General features: G+C 72.5%; 16 protein-coding genes and 1 pseudogene. 10 read left to right on the plus strand and 7 right to left on the minus strand.

Annotated features, from left to right (window positions below):
- The first annotated feature begins 19 nt into the window (after positions 1–19).
- Together HDA30_RS07830 and HDA30_RS07835 are read left to right on the plus strand one after the other, a co-directional pair.
- Positions 20–1267, plus strand: a complete 1248-nt coding sequence (locus HDA30_RS07830) for a multidrug effflux MFS transporter (protein WP_184241644.1) — start codon at positions 20–22, stop codon at positions 1265–1267.
- A gap of 50 nt (positions 1268–1317) precedes the next feature.
- Positions 1318–1971 (plus strand): NAD(P)-dependent oxidoreductase, encoded by a 654-nt coding sequence (locus tag HDA30_RS07835; protein WP_184241647.1) that lies wholly within the window; start codon positions 1318–1320, stop codon positions 1969–1971.
- Here the strand turns inward: HDA30_RS07835 and HDA30_RS07840 are convergent.
- Both HDA30_RS07840 and HDA30_RS10770 read right to left on the minus strand, forming a co-directional pair.
- Complete coding sequence (locus HDA30_RS07840) at positions 1913–2332, minus strand: hypothetical protein (protein ID WP_184241649.1); 420 nt, start codon at positions 2330–2332, stop codon at positions 1913–1915. The genes HDA30_RS07835 and HDA30_RS07840 overlap by 59 nt on opposite strands.
- Positions 2333–2637: 305 nt before the next feature.
- Positions 2638–2745, minus strand: a pseudogene (locus tag HDA30_RS10770) (IS481 family transposase); the annotation flags it as partial.
- A gap of 498 nt (positions 2746–3243) precedes the next feature.
- On the opposite strand from HDA30_RS10770, the gene HDA30_RS07845 reads away from it, so the two are divergent.
- Entirely contained in the window at positions 3244–3816 is a 573-nt protein-coding gene (locus HDA30_RS07845; RefSeq protein ID WP_184241651.1) for a DUF421 domain-containing protein, read from the plus strand.
- Between the two features lie 59 nt (positions 3817–3875).
- On the opposite strand, the gene HDA30_RS07850 is transcribed toward HDA30_RS07845, so the two are convergent.
- Positions 3876–7331, minus strand: coding sequence for a DEAD/DEAH box helicase (locus tag HDA30_RS07850; protein WP_184241653.1), 3456 nt, complete (start codon positions 7329–7331; stop codon positions 3876–3878).
- A gap of 98 nt (positions 7332–7429) precedes the next feature.
- Between HDA30_RS07850 and HDA30_RS07855 the strand changes: the two genes are divergently transcribed.
- Together HDA30_RS07855 and idi are read left to right on the plus strand one after the other, a co-directional pair.
- Complete coding sequence (locus tag HDA30_RS07855) at positions 7430–9013, plus strand: SDR family oxidoreductase (RefSeq protein WP_184241655.1); 1584 nt, start codon at positions 7430–7432, stop codon at positions 9011–9013.
- A 67-nt stretch (positions 9014–9080) separates the two neighbouring features.
- A complete protein-coding gene (gene idi / locus HDA30_RS07860; RefSeq protein ID WP_184241657.1) occupies positions 9081–9716 on the plus strand; it encodes an isopentenyl-diphosphate Delta-isomerase in 636 nt (211 codons plus the stop codon).
- Positions 9717–9866: 150 nt separating this feature from the next.
- Here idi and trxA read toward each other — a convergent pair whose 3' ends face one another.
- Positions 9867–10265, minus strand: a complete 399-nt coding sequence (gene trxA, locus HDA30_RS07865; RefSeq protein ID WP_184241660.1) for a thioredoxin — start codon at positions 10263–10265, stop codon at positions 9867–9869.
- 205 nt (positions 10266–10470) lie between these two features.
- Here trxA and aroQ point away from each other — a divergent pair, with 205 nt between their 5' ends.
- The gene (gene aroQ, locus HDA30_RS07870; protein ID WP_184241662.1) at positions 10471–10953 is read left to right on the plus strand and encodes a type II 3-dehydroquinate dehydratase; all 483 of its coding nucleotides are present in this window, start codon (positions 10471–10473) and stop codon (positions 10951–10953) included.
- Between the two features lie 21 nt (positions 10954–10974).
- On the opposite strand, the gene rlmN is transcribed toward aroQ, so the two are convergent.
- Together rlmN and HDA30_RS07880 are read right to left on the minus strand one after the other, a co-directional pair.
- Complete coding sequence (gene rlmN / locus HDA30_RS07875; protein WP_184241664.1) at positions 10975–12243, minus strand: dual-specificity RNA methyltransferase RlmN; 1269 nt, start codon at positions 12241–12243, stop codon at positions 10975–10977.
- A gap of 45 nt (positions 12244–12288) precedes the next feature.
- Complete coding sequence (locus HDA30_RS07880) at positions 12289–13647, minus strand: MFS transporter (RefSeq protein ID WP_184241666.1); 1359 nt, start codon at positions 13645–13647, stop codon at positions 12289–12291.
- Positions 13648–14016: 369 nt separating this feature from the next.
- Between HDA30_RS07880 and HDA30_RS07885 the strand changes: the two genes are divergently transcribed.
- Positions 14017–14307 (plus strand): three-helix bundle dimerization domain-containing protein, encoded by a 291-nt coding sequence (locus HDA30_RS07885; RefSeq protein ID WP_246418724.1) that lies wholly within the window; start codon positions 14017–14019, stop codon positions 14305–14307.
- Between the two features lie 109 nt (positions 14308–14416).
- Here the strand turns inward: HDA30_RS07885 and HDA30_RS07890 are convergent, their stop codons facing one another.
- On the minus strand, positions 14417–15691 hold the full coding sequence (locus HDA30_RS07890) for an isochorismate synthase (protein WP_184241668.1): 1275 nt from the start codon (positions 15689–15691) through the stop codon (positions 14417–14419).
- A gap of 128 nt (positions 15692–15819) precedes the next feature.
- Here HDA30_RS07890 and HDA30_RS07895 point away from each other — a divergent pair, with 128 nt between their 5' ends.
- The 3 genes from HDA30_RS07895 to HDA30_RS07905 all read left to right on the plus strand — a co-directional run bounded on the left by HDA30_RS07895 (position 15820) and on the right by HDA30_RS07905 (position 18875).
- Positions 15820–16152 (plus strand): metal-sensitive transcriptional regulator, encoded by a 333-nt coding sequence (locus tag HDA30_RS07895; RefSeq protein ID WP_343059333.1) that lies wholly within the window; start codon positions 15820–15822, stop codon positions 16150–16152.
- A 95-nt stretch (positions 16153–16247) separates the two neighbouring features.
- Entirely contained in the window at positions 16248–16466 is a 219-nt protein-coding gene (locus tag HDA30_RS07900) for a heavy-metal-associated domain-containing protein (protein WP_158496317.1), read from the plus strand.
- A 3-nt stretch (positions 16467–16469) separates the two neighbouring features.
- On the plus strand, positions 16470–18875 hold the full coding sequence (locus HDA30_RS07905) for a heavy metal translocating P-type ATPase (RefSeq protein ID WP_184241670.1): 2406 nt from the start codon (positions 16470–16472) through the stop codon (positions 18873–18875).

The following is an 18875-nucleotide window of genomic DNA, read 5'->3' on the forward strand; positions in this document are numbered from 1 at the left end:
TAGAAGGAGTCGGGCGGGGATGACCGACACGGGAACAGGGCGACAGGCAGCGGGCACGCCCGTCCAGGCGACGGGCAAGGCGATCGGTGCGGGGCTGTTGTCGACGCTGGCGCTGCTGATGGGGCTCGCCTCGTTCGGGATCGACCTGTACCTGCCGGCGTTCCCGGTGATGACGACGGAGCTGTCGACCACGGCGACCGGGGTGCAGCTATCGCTGACGGCGTTCCTGATCGGCGCTGGGGCCGGGCAGCTGGTGTTCGGGCCGTGGTCGGATCGCGCCGGCCGGGTGGTGCCGCTGGTGTTCGGGGCGGTGCTGTTCGTCGCCGCGAGCGTGACCGCCACGCTCGCAGGCAGTATCGAGCTGCTCGTGGCCGCCCGGCTGGTCCAGGGCCTGGGCGGGGCGGCGGGGATGGTGATCGGCCGGGCGATCATCCTTGACCGTGCTCGCGGCACGGAGGCGGCACGGGCGTTGAGCATCATGATGCTCATCAGCGGGATCGCCCCGATCATCGCCCCGGTCGCCGGCGGTGCCCTGGTCGGCCCGGTCGGATGGCGGGGCCTGCTCGGGATCGTCACCGGCCTGGGCGTGATCGCCCTGGCATGCGTGCTCGTGTTCGTGCGGGAATCGCTGCCCCGCGAGATCCGCAGAGCCCGTGCGGGCACGGCGCGGCGCGGTGGCTGGCGGGGCCTGATCTCGCGGGCCTATCTGGGGAACACGGCCGCGTATGCGTTCGGGATGGCGATCATGATGGCCTACATCTCCGCCTCACCGTTCGTCTACCAGGACATGATCGGCCTGAGCGCGGTCGCCTATGGGATCGCGTTCGCGATCAACGCCGTCGGCCTGATGATCGCCACCACTGTCGCGGCCCGTCTTGCCGGTCGCGTCTCGCTGCGCGGGTTGACCCTCACCGGCCTGACGATCAGCCTGGCCGCGGTCGTCGCGATCGTGATCCTCACCCTCACCGACGCACCCGCCGGGTGGCTGATGGTGCCCCTGTTCGTCGCGATCGCCCCGCTCGGGCTGGTGTTCGGCAACGCGACCGCCCTGGCCATGTCCGCCGTGCCCCCGGCCGCGACCGGCGCAGGGTCGGCGCTGCTCGGGGCGGTGCAGTTCGCCCTCGCCGGCCTCGTCGCCGCCCTGGTCGGCATCGCCGGCGAGCACACCGCCATCCCCCTCGGGGTGACCATGCTCGCCGCCGCGATCATCGCGCTCCTCGGCCTGCTCCTGGCCACACCCCGACCACGGCGGGAACCCGCCGCCTGACCCCCGGCGGCCCTCTATCCATCTCGTTCGATCCATAAGGAGAAAAAACCATGACTCGCATCCATGTCCTCGGCGGCACCGGGTACGCCGGCAGCCGCATCGTCCGCGAGGCCGCCAAGCGTGGCCACCAGGTCGTCTCGTACAGCCGCTCCATCCCCGACAAGCAGACCCCGGGCGTCGAGTACCGGGCCGGTGACGTGCAAGACCCCGCGTTCCTGGCCTCAGCATTCGAGCACACGGACGTCGTGATCTCGGCACTGTCCACCCACGGCGGGCTCGCCGGCAAAGGCCGCCTCCGCGCCCTGCTGTCCACGGCGGCAGGGCTCGCCGCGGAACGAGGCGTGCGCTTCGGGGTAATGGGCGGGGCCGGCTCGCTCCTGATCGCACCAGACGGGCCCCGCCTGGTCGACACCCCCGGCTTCCCCGAGGTCGCCAAGCCCGAATCCCTCGAACTCGCCGGAGCCCTCGACGACCTCCGCGCGAACACCGACGACCGCCTCGACTGGTTCCTCATCAGCCCCGCCGAGAACTTCGGCAAGCACGCCCCCGGCACCGCCCGCGGCCACTACCGCATCGGTGGTGACATCCTCCTGCGCGACGAGAACGGCGTCTCGGAGATCTCCGGCGACGACATCGCCCTCGCCATCACCGACGAGATCGAGAAGCCCGCCCACCACCGCACACGCTTCTCCGTCGCCTACTGACCACCGAAGAGCGGACGCTCTCCACCGACCCCAGGCCGCAGGCCGCGTCGGTGAACGAGGCGAACCCTTGCTGGAACAGATCGGGCATGATCCAGGTCGGCACGTCGTGGCCGACCACGCGCGCACGCCCGCGCCCGGTCGGGTCCGGCTGATCCGCACAGACCGCCCGCCACAGGCGCGCGGCAGTCGTCCAGGTCTGCACGGGAATGCGATCCATCCATGCGGTGTCCTCGTGCATCGGGCCGGGCTCGGTGGCCGCGATGGTCGGGGCCAGGTAGGCGCGGATTTCCTCGTCATGCATGTACACGTCACGCAGGGCGGCGATCACGTCGGGGCGGAAGCGGGAATCGGTGGTGCTCATGGTGGTTCTCCAATCGGTGAGGGTGCTTTGAGTGTGACCACTGGCCCAGACGGGCTAGCGGCGGAATCGGTCGTTTATGGCGAGGGGCCCCGCCATGCGCCGTGTGCGCCACCTCCGGCCCTGTCCGCCCGCCACATGACTCGCCACAACCAACCCGCCAGAACCGCAGCCGCCCGTACGTTTCTAGCGAGCCCTGGGGCGTGCGGGGGCGCCCACCTGGACACCCAGTTTTCACGCCGACCGAATCCCGCCCGATATGCGAAGAGTTCCCCGCGCGTCAGGTGAAATCTGCGCTGCATCTCGACAACGCGGAACTCGACTGCCACGGAAGCCGGCGGGATGCCGTCGTGCAGGTGGCGGTGGACCAAGCGCAGCCGGCCGGCGCGGGTCAGGGGTGCGTGAGCGTGAGTCACGAGCGGGCTTCCTTCCGCGGAGGCGTGGATGTCGCCCTTCCCTTCCTGCGGGACGGGGACCGCTCGGCTCATCTCCGCCCGGCCCTCGTGCCAAGAACCTCATGACCCACAACAGCGAGACCGCAGTCCAGGACGCCCAGTACCGCGCGCTGGCAACCGCTGGCCGCGACCGTCCTCGGCGACGCGCGGTCCGCAAGAAATGCCGACGTTTCGCAACATTGCCGACGCGAATCGCTGCGGCCATGTTGCAAACCGTCGGCCATTTCCCACACGCGAGCAGGCCCGCCCGCCCACACGCTCAGCGCAGCGGCCTGGCACCACCCGGACCAGCACGCCCCACGGGCAGCGACGCCGGGGCTCGCCCCGGCCGGAGTAGCGTGGACCCTCGGGCGCTCGTGCTGTCGCCCACGCCCGGGCCCTCGGACGCCCGGGCCCACGGCCACGTCCGCCCCACGACCACCCGACCCCGCCCACCCCCACAACCAGGAGACTCCGACGATGACCCCGCCGCAGGGCTGGCCCGCCGCGCTGGCTGAGACGCTCGGCATCGAGCTCTGGCGCATCCCGGTCGTCGTGATCTGCGCGGCGGCGGTGTACCTGACGCTGGTGCTGCTGCTGCGTCTTTTCGGTGCGCGGCTGCTCTCGGGTCTGTCCACCTTCGACACGGTCGTGGCGATCACGATCGGCGCCGTCGCCGGCCGTGTGATCATCGGTCATCCGCCGACGCTCGCGAGCGGGCTGATCGGCATCCTGACGCTCGTGCTGCTCGAGGCGGCATTCGGCGCCCTCGTCTCCACGGTCAGGATGCGCGCGGTCGTCGCCGGATCCCCGCGCGTGCTCGTGGCGCACGGCGAGCTACAGCAGCGGCAGATGCGCCGCAGCCACATCAGCTACGCGGACCTGCGCGCCGCCCTGCGCCGGGCCGGGCTCAGCTCCGTGACCCAGGCGGCGTGCGTGATCCTCGAACCCAGCGGACACCTGTCCATCATCCGCACCGGCGCCGAAATCGATCCGCGCATGCTGCACGGCGTGATCGGCGCCGACCGGGTGCTGCGCGGGCCGGCCCGCTGACGCCGGGTCGCCACGCCATGGCCCCTGGGGCCCCACGGTGGCCTCCGGCGCGCCGGAGCTCACTCCGCCCCGAGCAGCTCCCGCACGTCGGCCGCCGTCAGCGAGTCCGCGAATGCTCCCGCGCCCGAGTCGCCCGATTCGTCCATGAGCGCGCCGAACAGCTCGGCCTTGCGGCGCTGCATCTGCAGCACCTTCTCCTCGATCGTCCCCTCGGACACCATCCGGTAGACCATGACGGTCCGCTCCTGACCGATGCGGTGCGCCCGGTCGACGGCCTGCGCCTCCGCGGCGGGGTTCCACCACGGATCCATGAGGAACACGTAGTCGGCCTCCGTCAGGGTCAGGCCGAAGCCGCCGGCCTTCAGGGAGATCAGGAACACCGGGGCGGTCCCGTCGCGGAAGCCCTCGATCACCTCGGAGCGCCGTCGCGTGGACCCGTCGAGGTACGCGTGCTCGACGCCCATCGCCGTCAGCTCCTCGCCGAGCGCCCCGAGGAACGACGTGAACTGGCTGAACACGATCACGCGGTGGTCCTCGGCGATCACCTCGGTGAGGTCATCGAGGAACCGCTCCATCTTGGAGCTGGGCACCGGCGCGTACTGGTCATCGACGATCTGCGGGGCCAGCGCGAGCATCCGCAGCAGCGTGAGGGACTTGAAGATCGTGAACCGGTTGCCGTCCATGTCCTCGAGCAGGCCGAGCACCTTGCGGCGCTCGCGCTGCAGCACCCGGTCGTAGAGTTTGCGGTGGGCCGGCTCAAGCTCCACGTGCAACACCTGTTCCTGTTTCGGCGGCAGGTCCTTGGCCACCAGCTCCTTCGAGCGGCGCAGCATGAACGGACGCAGCCGGCGGCGCAGCTGCTCCATGCGCTCGGGGTGCTCCCCGGACTCGATCGGGTTCACGTACTGCTCACGGAACAGGCGGTGTTTGGGGAACAGGCCCGGCACGGCGACGTTGAGCAGCGCCCAGAGATCGGAGAGCGAGTTCTCCATGGGCGTGCCGGTGATCGCCAGGCGGAACGGGGCGGGCACGTCGCGGGCCACCTGGTGCACCTTCGCCGCGCGGTTCTTGATGAACTGCGCCTCATCGAGGACGAGCCCGGCCCACTGCCGGCCCTGGTACTCGGCGGCGTCGATGCGCAGCAGCGTGTAGCTGGTGACGACGACGTCGGCGCCGGCGACCTCCGCCTCGACGCTCGTCCCGCGCTTGCGCGAGGTCGTGTCCACCACCCGCACGTCCAGGCCCGGGGCGAACTTCTTCGCCTCCATCGCCCACACCGTCACCACCGACGACGGGGCCACCACGAGGAACGGGTCCGCGTCGGGATCCGTCTGACGGGCATGGCACAGCAGGGCGAGGGTCTGCACCGTCTTGCCCAGGCCCATGTCGTCGGCCAGGATGCCGCCGAGCCCGAGCTCGTGCAGGAACGCGAGCCACCGGTACCCCTCCCGCTGATAGGGACGCAGCTGCGCGGCCAGCCCGGCCGGCGGCGCCGGGTCCGGCAGCGCCTCGACCGCGGCGAGCCGGCCGACCGCCTCGGTCCAGGCCGGATCCTCGTCGACCTCGTCCGCCAGCTCCTTGAGCTCCTCCCAGAAGCCGACCTGGTGCTTCGAGACCTGCTGGTGCTCCGGCGTCCACTCCTGCAGGGTCGCGGCCTCGGAGAGCAGCGCGCGCAGCCGGTCGAACGCCGGGTGGTCCAGACTCAGGTATGAGCCGTCCATCAGGATCAGCGTCGTCTTCCCGTGCACCAGCGCCGTGAACAGCTCGGAGAAGGGCAGCACGTGCCCGTCGACGGAGACCTGCACGCCGAGGTCGAACCAGTCGTTCTGCGCGGCCTTCGTGCCCACCTCGATGCGCGGCGCGGCGGTCAGCTCGCGATAGTCGGGCCGCTCGCCGTGCACGTCCACGCGCACGTGGTCCAGCTGAGACAGGCGCGGCAGCACGTGCTCGGAGAACCGGGCCGCGGCGACCCCGTCGAGCTCCTGACGGCCCGTCCGGGCCGCCCGCGGCCACACCGCCAGGGCCTCCCGCAGCACGGACTCCTCGTGGGCGAGGTCCCGCAGGGCGTCCTTCTCGTCGATCTCCACCTCGCGCGGCGGGTCGAAGTACAACCACGACCAGACCAGCTGCAGCACGTGGTCCGGGTGGAACGTGGCCTGCAGACGCAGCGTCGGCGGTTCGAACTCCGGCAGCACGACCGACTCGTCGGTGCTCGCCACATCGATCCGGGACTTCAGCCGCGGGTAGACCCGTTCGAGGAACTCCGCCCGGTCCTCAGCGGGCACGCGCACCGGCTCGGTCCCCTCACACAGGTGCTGGACGGCCGCGTCAACCGCGCGGCGCACCGGCACCAGGCGCAGCACGAACCCGCCGTCCTCGTCCTCGTCGATCCGGTAGAACCCGATCTGCCGCACCGGGTGCAGCCGCGCGACGTCCTGCCCCGCCGGCTCCCCGTCCTCGTCGAGCAGCCGCGGTGAGAGCGCCAGGGCGCCGTCCGCCGTCTCGGCCACGTCGAGACCGACCTGCACCGGGGCCTCGAGCACGACCTCGGCGAGCGCGCCCTGCGGCACGAGCTCGACGCCGGCCTCGACGGCGTCCGCGAGCAGCTGCCAGATGCGCGTGGACTCGTAGGCGTCGAGCATCACGTAGGCGTCGGTGGGGTAGGTGTCCTCGGCCATGAGCTGGCGGTAGATCCGGCGTAGCGCGGCCTCATGCTCGGGACGGTGGGCCCCGGTGGCGTACTGGAACTTCCGCCAGGTCAGCCCACCCTTGATCCAGTCGCCGCGTGATCCTCTGCGTAGCGGGCGCAGCAGGACGAACAGCCCGCGCCCGGCGCGCAGCCGGTCGGGCCCCGCGCCCGCCGGGCTCCAGCCCTGCTGCGTCGACCGCGCGGACTCGGCGACCATCTCGACGCCGATCGCGAGGGCCGGCTGGGAGTCTCGGCGGGCTCCGGCCGCGTCGATGCCCGCGAGGGGTTCCATGACCGCACGCCAGTCCGCCGCCGCCCGGCGCGGGCCGCCCGTCGGACCCGAGGCGGCGCCGACGCCCTCCCCGGCCTCCCCGGCCTCCCCGGCCACACCCTCGGGCACACCGAGCAGGCTCGCCGGGGACAGGGTCTGCGCGGCCTCGGCAGAGCCTGTGCGGGCGCGCAGCGACCGCTGGGCCGCGGCGAAGAACACGGCCGCCGCGTGCTTGCAGTCCTGCCCCACCGGGCAGGTGCACTCGCCATGGTCGAGCTCATAGGTGGGCCCTTCGGCGGGGTCTTCGCCGAAGGCCTCGTCGTAGCGGGGCTTCACGACGACCCGCACCTGGTACGGGCGCGGCGCGGAGCCGGCGACCTGGGCGCGCAGCAGGCCGAATGCGTCCTCGTCCTCGGCCGGCTCGAACCGGACCCGCCCGACGCGCTGCTGCAGGGAGTACTTCAGCCCGTTGCTCGCACTCGTCGCGCCGACGACCGTCGTGACGGCAGAGGTGTCCAGACGCGGCAGCGGGTCAGTGTTCTCGTCCGAGGCCATAGCCACCATCGTCTCACGGCAGAGGGGCCCGGCACTCAGTGCGGGGACGGACGGGCGGACCTGCACGGCCACCCGCCGAGGCGTCTACGGTGAGGCGTATGGACACCACCCTCCCGGTCGAGACACCCACCCCCGTGCATCGTCCGCTGCCCCGCCATCCCCTGCCCGAGGGCCAGGGCCGCCGCGTGCTCGTCACCGGCGCGAGTGGATACCTCGGCGGCCGCGTCATCCCCGAGCTGCTCGAGGCGGGGTTCACGGTGCGGGGCACAGCCCGCAATCCACAGCGGCTCGAGTCCCGCCCATGGGCCGGCGACGTGGAGCTCGTCGAGGCCGACCTCGCGGACGAAGGCCAGGTGCTCGCGGCGATGCACCAGGTGCACACCGTCCTGTATCTGGTGCATTCGATGGGATCGGGCCTCGGCGACGGGTTCGTCGAGAAGGAACAGGAGATCGCTGACATCGTGGCCCGCAGCGCCGAGTCCGCGGGCGTGCGGCAGATCGTGTACCTGTCCGGCCTGCATCCGCGGCACAAGCGGGTCGAGGACCTCTCCGATCACATGCGCTCCCGCGAGCTCGTGGCCCGCCGTCTCGACCAGAGCTCCGTGCCGACCTTCACCTATGAGGCCGGCGTCGTCATCGGCTCAGGCTCCACGTCCTTCGAGATGATCCGCCACCTGGCCGAACGGCTGCCCGTGATGCCCGGCCCCTCCTGGCTGAAGAACCAGGTCGAACCGGTCGCGGTGCGCGACGTCCTCTACTACCTGACGCAGGCGTGCGCGTTCGAGACGCCCGTGCAGGACCGCGCGCAGATCGGCTGCGGCCGGCCCCAGACGTTCGCCTCGATGCTCGAGCAGTACGCCGAGGTCGCGGGCCTGCCGAGACGGCGCGTCATCGCCCTGCCGATCCCCGCCATGACCCTGTCCGGCGTCTGGGTGGGGCTCGTGACGCCCGTGCCCACGAAGGTCGCTCTGCCGCTGGCGCAGTCCCTCATGGAGGACGCGGTGACCGTCGAGCACTCCGTCGTCCGCCACGTACCGGACCCGCCGGGCGGGTTGACGTCCTACCGCGAGGCCGTGCGGCACGCTCTCGCCCTCTATGCCCAGGGCCCGCTCGAGGTGACGTTCGAGAACGACATCATGGGCACCCACGACCCGGCCGACCCGCTGCCCTCCGACCCCGACTGGTCAGGTCAGCAGGTGTTCACGGACGAGCGCGAGCGGGACTCGGAGCTCTCCGCCGCCGAGGTGTGGCCGGCGATCGAATCGATCGGCGGGACGACCGGCTGGTACTCGACGCCGCTGCTGTGGCGCGTGCGCGGGTGGATGGACAAGCTCGTCGGCGGCCCCGGCCTCTCCCGCGGCCGTCGCGACCCTGAGCACCTGCGCGCCGGCGACGTCGTCGACTGGTGGCGCGTCGAGAGCATCGAGCGCGGCGAGACCCTGACGCTGCGCGCCGAGATGCGCGCGGGCGGGCGGGCCTGGCTGCGGCTGAGCGTGGCAGACCGCCCCGAGGGCGGCAGCCGCTACCGGCAGAGCGCCGTGTTCATGCCCTCGGGCGCCGTCGGCAGGGCCTACTGGTCGGCGATCAAGCCGTTCCACGCGCTCGTCTTCCCCCAGATGGCCGACAACCTGCTGGCCGAGGCCGCACAGCGGGCGGCACGGTCGTCGACCGGCTCCGCCTGAGCCGATCCGGTCAGGCGAGGCGGCGGCCGTGACACGCGCGGACGGGGCGCCTGGGACAATGGAGCGCATGACCCCTGACCCGCGTCTCAGCACCCCCTCGCCCACCCCGCCGAGCGAGGCTCCGTCAGCGGCACCACCGGTCGCCGCCGCACCCCACGCCGAGTCCGGGACCGAGCTCGTGGTGCTGCTCGACGAGGCGGGCAGCCCCGTCGGCGAGACCGCGAAGGCGAGCGTGCACGGGAACGTCGCCGACGGCGGGACGCCCCTGCATCTGGCGTTCTCGTGCCACGTCTACGACGCCGACGGACGGTTCCTGCTCACCCGCCGCGCACTGGCCAAGAAGGCGTTCCCGGGGGTGTGGACCAACGGTTTCTGCGGCCACCCCGGCCCCGGGGAGTCGCCGGCCGAGGCCGTCGAGCGCCGGGCCGTGCAGGAGCTGGGCGTGCGTGTGCGGGACGTCGAGCCGGTGCTGCCGGACTTCCGGTACCGGGCGGCGGACGCGGCCGGCGTCGAGGAGAACGAGGTGTGCCCGGTCTTCCGCGCCCGCATCGACGGCGACCCCGCTCCGGTGCCGGACGAAGTCGCCGAGTGGGACTGGGTGCGCGTCGAGGACCTGACGGCGGCGCTCGATGCGGTGCCGGCCGCGTTCAGCCCGTGGCTCGTGCAGCAGCACCGGGCCGGGGCGTTCGGGCCGCGCGGATGAGGGGGGGGATGTGCGCCTGAGGGGCCGCGCGGCCACCGCCCCGTCGAACGGACACCCGCGAAGAGAAAAACCGCAGGTTTACAACATCGCCGACGCGCACCGCTGCGGTGATGTTGCGAAACTGCGGCTTTCCTCGACCAGGGACCGGGCTCAGGCCTGCGGCTGCTCGCCGTCCTTGCCCTGCTCCTGCTGCTGGGCCTCCTCGGCCATGCGGCGCACCTCGGCGATGTCCAGCTCCTTCACCTTGCCGAGCAGGTCGTCGAGGGCCGGGCCGGGGACGGCGCCGGGCTGCGAGAACACGAGCACTCCGCCGCGGAAGGCCATGAGCGTCGGGATCGAGGTGATGCCGGCCATCCCGGCCAACTGCTGCTGCGCCTCGGTGTCCACCTTCGCGAATACGACGTCCTCGTGCTTCTCCGAGGCCTTCTCGAAGACGGGGGCGAACTGCTTGCAGGGGCCGCACCACTCGGCCCAGAAGTCCACCAGCACGGTGTCGTTCTCGGCGACGGTCTCGCCGAAGTTCTCGAGGGTCAGGTCGGTCGTGGCCACGGTGTGGTCCTTTCGTCGGGTGCCGGCACCGGGTCTGCTCCGGGCCGCGGGCGGGGCCGTCCGATCGTGTCAGGGACGCTCCGCCCGGGCCAACAGCCGACGCGGCGGCCGTATTCCGCGGCGCCCGTCGCGCACCCGCGCCCTGCGCGTCTTAGCCTTCGCCCTGTGTCCCGCACCCGCGCTCCGCGCCCCTAGACTCACGCCCATGAGCACCCCCGATTCCTCGACCGGCGGCGCCCCCTCGACCGGCACCGTCTTCGTCCTCAACGGCCCGAATCTGAACCTGCTGGGCACGCGCGAGCCCGAGGTCTACGGCTCGGCCACCCTCGAGGACGTGCGCGCTCTCGCCGAGGCCCGCGCCGCCTCACACGGGCTGACGGTGGACGTGCGGCAGTCGAACCACGAGGGCGTGCTGATCGACTGGATCCACGAGGCCCGCGAGGCCGCCGTCGGGATCGTCCTGAACCCCGGCGGGTACACCCACACGTCGGTGGCGATCCGCGACGCGCTGGCCGCGGTCGACGTGCCGGCGGTCGAGGTGCACCTGTCCAACGTGCACGCGCGCGAGCAGTTCCGGCGGCACTCGTACCTCTCCCCCGTGGTCGACGCGGTGATCGCCGGCGCCGGCGTGCACGGCTACGAGTACGCTCTCGAGCACATCGCGCGCCTGGCCGGACGCCGCGCCTGAGCCGGACCGGGCGGAACCGGGCTAGGCCTCGTCGCCCTCGCCGGCGGCGAGCTGGCCACATGCCCCGTCGATCTCCTTGCCGCGGGTGTCGCGCAGGCTCGTCGGGATGCCCGCGTCCTGCAGTCGCTGCACGAACTCGCGCATGACGGCCGGCTCGGAGGACGTCCAGATCGATCCCGGCGTCGGGTTCAGCGGGATCGGGTTGACGTGCACCCAGCCCCGGCCGCGCGCGTTGAGCTTCTTCGCGAGCAGGTCCGCACGCCACATGTGGTCGTTCATGTCCTTGATGAGCGCGTACTCGATCGACACGCGGCGGCCGGTCTGCCGGAAATAGTCGTAGGCCGCATCGATCGCCTCATCGACCTTCCACCGCGAGTTCACCGGGATCAGCTCGTCGCGCAGCTCGTCGTCGGGGGCGTGCAGGGACAGCGCGAACGTCACCGGCACCGCCTCCTGCGTGAGCTTGCGGATGGCCGGGACGAGTCCGACGGTCGAGACCGTGATGTTGCGCGCGGACATGCCCAGACCCTCGGGCGAGGGGTCCACCATGCGGTGCACGGCCTGCATGAGCCGCTTGTAGTTCGCCAGCGGTTCGCCCATGCCCATGAACACGATGTTCGTGACGCGCTCGGCGTCGTGTGCTCCGCCGCCGCGGGTGCCGCCGAGGCCGCCGGCCGCGATCACCTGGTTGGCGACGACGACCTGCTCGACGATCTCCGCGGCGGACATGTTGCGGGTCAGCCCGTTCTGGCCGGTCGCGCAGAACGGGCAGTTCATGCCGCAGCCGGCCTGGCTCGAGACGCACAGGGTGATGCGCCCCGGGTAGCGCATGAGCACCGACTCGACGAGGGCCCCGTCGAACAGGCGCCACAGGAACTTCACGGTGTCGCCCTTGTCCGTCTCGAAGCGACGGACCTCCGTGAGCAGCGGCGGGAAGAACGCCTCGGCGATCTCGGCGCGGCGGTCCTTGGGCAGGTCCGTCATCTGCTCGGGGTCGGTCGTGTAGTGCTCGAAGTAGTGCACCGAGAGCTGCTTGGCCCGGAACGCGGGCAGGCCCAGCTCCTTCATCCGCTCCTGCCGCTCGGCGAGCGTCAGGTCCGCCAGGTGCGTGGGCGGCTGCGTCACGCGCGGCTGCTTGAACTGCAGGGTCGGGCGGCCGTCGGGGCCCATGGGCTGGGTCCACCCCTCGGCCTTGGGCATCACCTGGGGCCGCTCGGCGGTCGCGGCCGCAGAACGCGCGGCCGGGCGGGGACGGCGGGCGGCGTCGTGGCGGGAAGTCTTCTCAGTCATCCCCGCCATTGTCCCACCGGGCCCGACCGGCCGCCACGACGCCGGTCACGGGCGCCCCTCCCGCACGTGGACGATCCGGTCGCGACCGGCGAGCCAGCCGAAGCCGGCGGCCGCCAGCCCGGAGGCCCCGAAGAGCACGGCGGACGGGGCGTAGGAGCCGGTCGCCGCGTACAGCTGCCCCACGGCGAGGGTGCCGAAAGAACCGAGCCCGTAGCCGAGGAACTGCATCATGGCGGAGACCCGCCCGGCCATCGCCGCGTCTGCGGAGCGCAGGCCGATCATCGTGAGTGCCACGGCCGTGAGCCCGCCCTGGCCGAGACCCAGCATGAGCGCCCACGCGGCGGACAGGCCGAGGGGGCCGACGATGACCAGCACGAAGCCGAGGCCGGTGAGCAGCGCGCACACCACGGTCAGCCCGGACTGGCTCGGCCGCCGCGCGGCCAGCACGGGCACGATGAGCGAGCCCAGCATCTGCGCGGCGATGCAGACGAAGACGAGCACCCCCGCCGCCGATGCGTCGAGGCCGCGGTCGCGCAGGATCGGGGCCATCCACGCGAACACGGCGAACGAACTGACCGCCTGGCAGGCCATGAGCGCGGTCAGGTGCCACGCAGTACGAGAGGTCCAGGGGCTGGGCGTCGGTTCCGCCGGGGCGGGGGCCTCGACGACGGCGCGCTCGGGCCCGCCGTCGGACTCGCTGACCTCGTCGCGGCGCGGCGGCCGCACGACCCAGCGAGACGGCACGCGCCCGACGCGACCGCGGACGGCCCACAGCGCCGGCCCGACCAGCAGCAGCGCGACCGCCGCGACATAGGCCCAGAAGCCCAGCGTGCGGTGCCACTCGTGTGCGGTCGCTTCGTACACGGGCACGGTCATGGCCGCGGCGAGGGCGGCCGAGAGGCAGATCACCATGGTGTACACGCCGCTCATCAGTCCCATGCGCTGCGGGAAGTCCATCTTCACCACGACCGGCAGCGTCACATTGCCGACGGCGACGCCCGCCCCGCACAGCACCGTGCCCGCCCACAGCGGGGCGAGCCCCAGGCCCGCGACGTCCAGCCCTCGCAGCCCCAGGCCGAGGCTCACGAGCACCAGCGCGGCCAGCAGCGTCGGCCACGTGCCCAGGCGCGGCAACAGCCAGGCGCCCAGCGGCGAGAGCAGTCCCACCAGGAGCACGGGGATCCATGAGAGCAGCGTGACCTGCCCGGCCGTCAGACCGAGGGCGTCGGTCAGCTCCGGCAGGATGGCGGCGGCGGAGGAGAACAGGGTCCGCAGGTTCAGGGCCGCCAGGACGACGCACACCGCAAGGTAGACGGTCACCCAGGGGGACCGTCTCGTCGGCCACACCGCGTCCGGGATCCACCCGGCGGGCTCGGCTCGGGTGCGGCGTCGGACGCGCGGCATGACAAAGACTCCTCGCAGATCGATGGATGTTGGCCTGCCGTTCACCTTGAGATGAGACGAGGTCGCGTCACACCCCGCGCAGCGAGCCGACAGGAGCCCGCTCGCCGAGGGCACCGTACGCCTGGCCGCTGCACACTGACCCTCATGATCCGCATGATTCTGCCGATCATGTGAGAGAACTCTCCGCTCGGCTTGCTCAAGAGCACCCTCCCTCGACCCCGAGACTTGCGCTTTCCACCGAATGGCCTACCATGGTTAACAAGTTGTTCACCTGGCGTTTACCTAAGGCGCCGGGGACTCACCCACCAACGTCGCGGAGGACTCCGCGACCACGACCGGGGCCCCGCCCCACGAAGGAGGTGCTCGCACATGAGCATCATGACCACCTCGGACATCACCGGCCTGGGCGGGCAGCTGCCCACCGAGCCCAGCTCGATCATGCTGCGCCGCGTCACCAAGCGCGTCGAGCAGCAGCTCGTCAACCGTTTCAGCCAGGACCTGGGCGAGCAGACCGTGCGCGCCACCGTGCGCGACGTCTACGCCGAGCTCTCCGCTGGCGCCCGCATCAAGACCTACCTTCCGACGCTCACCGAGCGCGTCGCCGAGACCCGCCTGCGCGGGATGCTCGAGCACGACGCCGTCGAGGCCGTCGCCGCCTGATCCACACCCGTCCGCGAGGCAGAGCGCCCGCGCACACCAGTTGGGGGCCCGCACCGTGCGGGCCCCCAACTCGTGTCTGCGCTCCGATCCCCTCCGGGCCCCTGCGAGGTCAGCCCAGGCCGAGCGCGCGGCGCATGGGTGAGAACTTGGCCCCGATCTCCGCGACCTCCTCCTCCGCGACCGCCCCGGCCACGATGCCGCCGCCGGCATGCAGGCGCATGACGGCCGAAAGGTCCGGGTCGGGCTCCGCCGCCCGCACCTGCTGAGCGCAACGCAGGGCCAACGCGATCTCCCCGTCCCCGTCCTGGTCCAGCCAGCCGACGGGGCCGGCGTAGCGACCCCGGTCCACCGGCTCGACCCGACCGATCACCTCGACGGCCGCATCCGTGGGGGTGCCGCCGACCGCGGCCGTGGGGTGCATGCGCGCGACGACGTCGAGCACGGTGCCCTCCCCGCCGGTCAGCCGACCGGTCACGGACGTGGCCAGGTGGTGGACATTCGGCAGCGTCAGCACAGACGGCTCCGGGTGGGCCTCATCGAGGTCCACGACGTCGGCGAGCGCGTCGCACACACTGCGCGCGGCCCAGCGATGCTCGTCCGCGAGCCGCTCATGCGTGGCCAGGCGCTCCCGCGCGGCCGCATCGGCCTCGGGCGTCGCCCCGCGCCCCATGGACCCGGCCAACACGACGGACCCGACGCGCCCGTCCCGCAGGGTGGCCAGCATCTCCGGGGTGGCCCCGAGCAGGCCGCCGACGGCGAACACCCAGGTCTGCGGGTATTCGGAACGCAGGGCGTCAACGGCGCGCCACAACGCCCGCGCCGTGGTCGCGAGCGTCTCGGTGCGGCTGATGACGACCTTGCGCAGCCCGGTCGCCGCGTCCTCGTCCAGCAGGTCCAGGATCCGTTCGACCGCCCGCGCATACTGCCCGTCGTCCCATGCGTGCTCCTGAGCGTCCGGCAGCGGCGGGGCGGCAGATCGCAGCAGCCGCGCCCGGGGATCCTCGGCGACGGCCTGCGCGAGCGCCGCCTCCGTGACCGCCTGACGCGTCGACTCGGTCTGTGGACGACCCTGCACGTCCCGGCTCACCCGCATCCACGTCGCGGGGACGCGCAGAACGGCAGGTTCCCGCGAGTCGTCGGCGAACGTGCTCGAGACCCAGGCCCGCGCCCGGTCGTCCGGGGCGAGCTCGGAGGCCTCGACCGCGCGCCGCCACAACGCGGACAGACGCGTCAGCCGCCGCGGACCGTCGAGCAACACCGTCACGCCGCCGTGGCCGAGGACGAGGTCGTCGCCGCGAGCCCACACGATCGCCGCGGCGAACTCCGGGTCAGGGTCGGGCATCAGGGCGCGCACATGCTCATCGGCCGGGGACGGAACGGACATGCCGTCCATTCTGACCCACACCGCGCCCCGGGGCGGACGCACCCGTCACGGCAGCCGCGTCGGCGGTGACCCGGGAACATCGACCCCACCCCTTGCCATATACCCCCCTGGGGTATAGATTCGGCCTCGTGAACGCCACCGAGAACACCCCGCACGCCGACGGGCACCAGCACGGCTACGGACCACAACGTGCGGCCTACCTCACGCGCCTGAAGCGCATCGAGGGGCAGGTGCGAGGCATCGCCCGCATGGTCGACGAGGACGTCTACTGCATCGACATCCTCACGCAGGTCGCGGCCGCCACGAAGTCGCTGCAGTCGGTCAGCCTGGCCCTCGTGCAGGACCATCTGCGGCACTGCGTCGCCGACGCCGCGGTCGAGGCCGAGCAGACCGGCCGCGCCGAGCTCGTGGACGCGAAGGTCGAGGAGGCCACCCGCGCGATCGGCCGCCTGCTGCGCTAGGCGGCGCCCGACTCACACCACACCCCCGGACGGCACCGCCGTCCGTTCCGACAGAACACCCGAACCACCGACACACCACCGAAGGAGCACCGACAATGACCACCGCTGACTACTCGATCACCGGCATGACCTGCGGCCACTGCGTCGCTTCCGTCACCGAGGAGATCGGCGAGGTCCCCGGCGTCACCGACGTGCAGGTCGACCTCGTCGCCGGAGGCACCTCGACGGCCCGCGTGAGCGCCGAGGGTCCGGTCGACGACGCCGCCGTGCGCGCCGCGATCGCCGAGGCCGGGTACGACGTGGTCGAGGGCTGAGCCATGGACCCCGACACAGCAGGACCCGCCTCCCCCGCCGCTGCGGCCGTCCCCGAGGCTCGCCGCATCACCCTCGATATCCAGGGCATGACGTGCGCCTCGTGCGTGCGCCGCGTCGAGCGCAAGCTCGGGAAGATCGACGGCGTCGAGGCGACCGTCAACCTGCCGCTCGAGCAGGCCACCGTCACCGCCCCCGCGGACGTGAAAGACGAACGGCTGCTCGAGACGGTCGCGGCGGCCGGGTACTCGGCCACGGTGCGCGCAGACCCCGCGACGCACCGCCCCCCTCAGGACCCCGCCTCCGCCGAGTCCCACGCCGCTGACGGTGACGGCGCACCGGCGCACACCGGACACGACGACGCGTCCTCCCCCGAGGGCCATATGGACCACGGCCCCTCCCGGTCGGTGCTCGTGCCACGGCTGATCGTGGCGGCGGTGCTCACCGTCCCGCTCGTCGTGATCTCGATGGTTCCGAGCGCTCAGTTCCCGCACTGGGGCTGGGCCGCATTCGCCCTGGCCACGCCGGTCGTACTGTGGTCGGGCTGGCCGTTCCACGCGGCCGCGGCCCGCACCGCCCGCCACGGCTCCTCCACGATGGACACGCTCGTCTCCATCGGGGTGCTCGCGGCGTGGGGCTACTCGACGGTCGAGCTGCTGCTCGACCCCGCCATGACGGCACACGTCGGCGGCGGCATGGCGGAGATGGCCCACCACAGCCTGTACTTCGAGTCCGCCGCCGTGATCACGACGTTCCTGCTGCTCGGGCGCTGGCTCGAGGCCCGTGCGAAGTCCCGAGCGGGCCAGGCGCTGCGCGCGCTGCTCGACCTCGGCGCCGCCCGGGCCACGCTGGTCGACCTGGACGCGACGGGCCGCCCCGTCGGTGAGGAACGGCTCGTGCCCGCCGAATCGCTGCGCCCCGGAGACGTCATGCTCGTGCGGCCCGGCGAGAAGGTCCCGACGGACGCCGTCGTGCTCGAGGGCCGCTCCGCCGTGGACACCTCGCTGCTGACGGGCGAATCCGTGCCCGTCGAGGTCGGAGCCGGCGCCGAGCTGACCGGGGCCACCGTCAACCTGACCGGCCGACTGCTCGCGCGGGCGACGCGGGTGGGCTCGGAGACGACACTGGCCCAGATGGGACAACTCGTCGCCGAAGCCCAGACCGGCAAGGCCCGCGTCGCCCGCGTGGCCGACCGTGTGTCCGCGGTGTTCGTGCCGATCGTCCTGGCCATCGCCGCCCTCACCTTCCTGGCCTGGATGGGCGTGAGCGACGGCGACGTGGCGAGCGCCCTGCGCGCCGCCGTCGCCGTCCTGGTGATCGCCTGCCCCTGCGCGCTCGGCCTGGCCACCCCGGTGGGCCTGCTCGCCGGCACCGGGCGGGCCTCGCAGCTGGGCATCCTGGTCCGCGGCCCCGAGGTGCTCGAGGACTCCCGCACGGTGGACACGATCGTGCTCGACAAGACCGGCACCGTCACCCGCGGTGAGATGCGCCTGGCCGAGGCCGCCCGCGCACCCGGCTCCCCCGTGGCGGCCGACGACGCGCTGCTCGCCCTGGCGGCAGCGGTCGAGGACGGTTCCGAACATCCGATCGCCCGCGCGGTCGTGGCCGCGGCCCGGGAGCGGGGGCTGGCCCTGCCCGAGGCCGTCGACTTTGCCTCCGAGGCCGGTGGCGGCGTGCACGCCCTCGTCGCGGACGGTCACGGAGGACGGCTGCGCGTGGCGGTCGGCCGCGGTTCGTTCATCGGCTCCCTGCTGGGCCCCGAGGCGATCAGCGCGGACGCGGCGGCGGCTTTCGAGGCCAGCGAAGCCGCCGGGCGCACCGCGGTGTGGGTGGCCGTCGACGGCCGGCTCGCGGGGCACCTGGCGGTCGAGGACACCGTGCGGGAGACCTCCGCCGACGCGATCGGCCGGCTGCGCCGGATGGGCCTGCGGCCGCTGCTCGTGACCGGTGACAACGCCGCCGTCGCCCGGGCCGTGGCCGCTCAGGTCGGCATCGCGGCCGAGGACGTCGTCGCGGGTGTGCGCCCCGAGGACAAGGTGGCGGTCGTCGCTCGGCTGCAGGCCGAGGGTGCGACCGTCGCGATGGTCGGCGACGGCGTGAACGACGCCCCGGCGCTGGCCCGCGCGGACGTGGGCATCGCGATGGGGACCGGCACGGACGTGGCCCGTCAGGCCGCGCAGATCACCGTGATGGGCTCCGACCTGACCCAGGTGGTGCAGGCGCTCGAGCTGAGCCAGCGGACCCTCGGGATCATCCGCATGAACCTGTTCTGGGCGTTCGCCTACAACACGCTCGGCATCCCGGTCGCCGCCCTTGGACTGCTGAACCCGATGATCGCCGGAGGCGCGATGGCCGCCTCCTCGGTGCTCGTGGTGCTCAACTCGCTGCGGCTGACCCGCTACGGGCGGTGA

The organism is Micrococcus cohnii (genome assembly GCF_014205175.1).
Lineage (GTDB): Bacteria > Actinomycetota > Actinomycetes > Actinomycetales > Micrococcaceae > Micrococcus > Micrococcus cohnii.

What these genes read in the sequence shown, in the direction of transcription:
- rlmN (WP_184241664.1), bottom strand. Translation starts at nt 12,243, where the DNA reads ATGACTGAGAAGACTTCCCGCCACGACGCCGCCCGCCGTCCCCGCCCG.
- HDA30_RS07850 (WP_184241653.1), bottom strand. Translation starts at nt 7,331, where the DNA reads ATGGCCTCGGACGAGAACACTGACCCGCTGCCGCGTCTGGACACCTCT.
- HDA30_RS07900 (WP_158496317.1), top strand. Translation starts at nt 16,248, where the DNA reads ATGACCACCGCTGACTACTCGATCACCGGCATGACCTGCGGCCACTGC.
- HDA30_RS07830 (WP_184241644.1), top strand. Translation starts at nt 20, where the DNA reads ATGACCGACACGGGAACAGGGCGACAGGCAGCGGGCACGCCCGTCCAG.
- HDA30_RS07835 (WP_184241647.1), top strand. Translation starts at nt 1,318, where the DNA reads ATGACTCGCATCCATGTCCTCGGCGGCACCGGGTACGCCGGCAGCCGC.
- HDA30_RS07845 (WP_184241651.1), top strand. Translation starts at nt 3,244, where the DNA reads ATGACCCCGCCGCAGGGCTGGCCCGCCGCGCTGGCTGAGACGCTCGGC.
- HDA30_RS07840 (WP_184241649.1), bottom strand. Translation starts at nt 2,332, where the DNA reads ATGAGCACCACCGATTCCCGCTTCCGCCCCGACGTGATCGCCGCCCTG.
- idi (WP_184241657.1), top strand. Translation starts at nt 9,081, where the DNA reads ATGACCCCTGACCCGCGTCTCAGCACCCCCTCGCCCACCCCGCCGAGC.
- HDA30_RS07890 (WP_184241668.1), bottom strand. Translation starts at nt 15,691, where the DNA reads ATGTCCGTTCCGTCCCCGGCCGATGAGCATGTGCGCGCCCTGATGCCC.
- HDA30_RS07880 (WP_184241666.1), bottom strand. Translation starts at nt 13,647, where the DNA reads ATGCCGCGCGTCCGACGCCGCACCCGAGCCGAGCCCGCCGGGTGGATC.
- HDA30_RS07885 (WP_246418724.1), top strand. Translation starts at nt 14,017, where the DNA reads ATGAGCATCATGACCACCTCGGACATCACCGGCCTGGGCGGGCAGCTG.
- HDA30_RS07855 (WP_184241655.1), top strand. Translation starts at nt 7,430, where the DNA reads ATGGACACCACCCTCCCGGTCGAGACACCCACCCCCGTGCATCGTCCG.
- aroQ (WP_184241662.1), top strand. Translation starts at nt 10,471, where the DNA reads ATGAGCACCCCCGATTCCTCGACCGGCGGCGCCCCCTCGACCGGCACC.
- HDA30_RS07905 (WP_184241670.1), top strand. Translation starts at nt 16,470, where the DNA reads ATGGACCCCGACACAGCAGGACCCGCCTCCCCCGCCGCTGCGGCCGTC.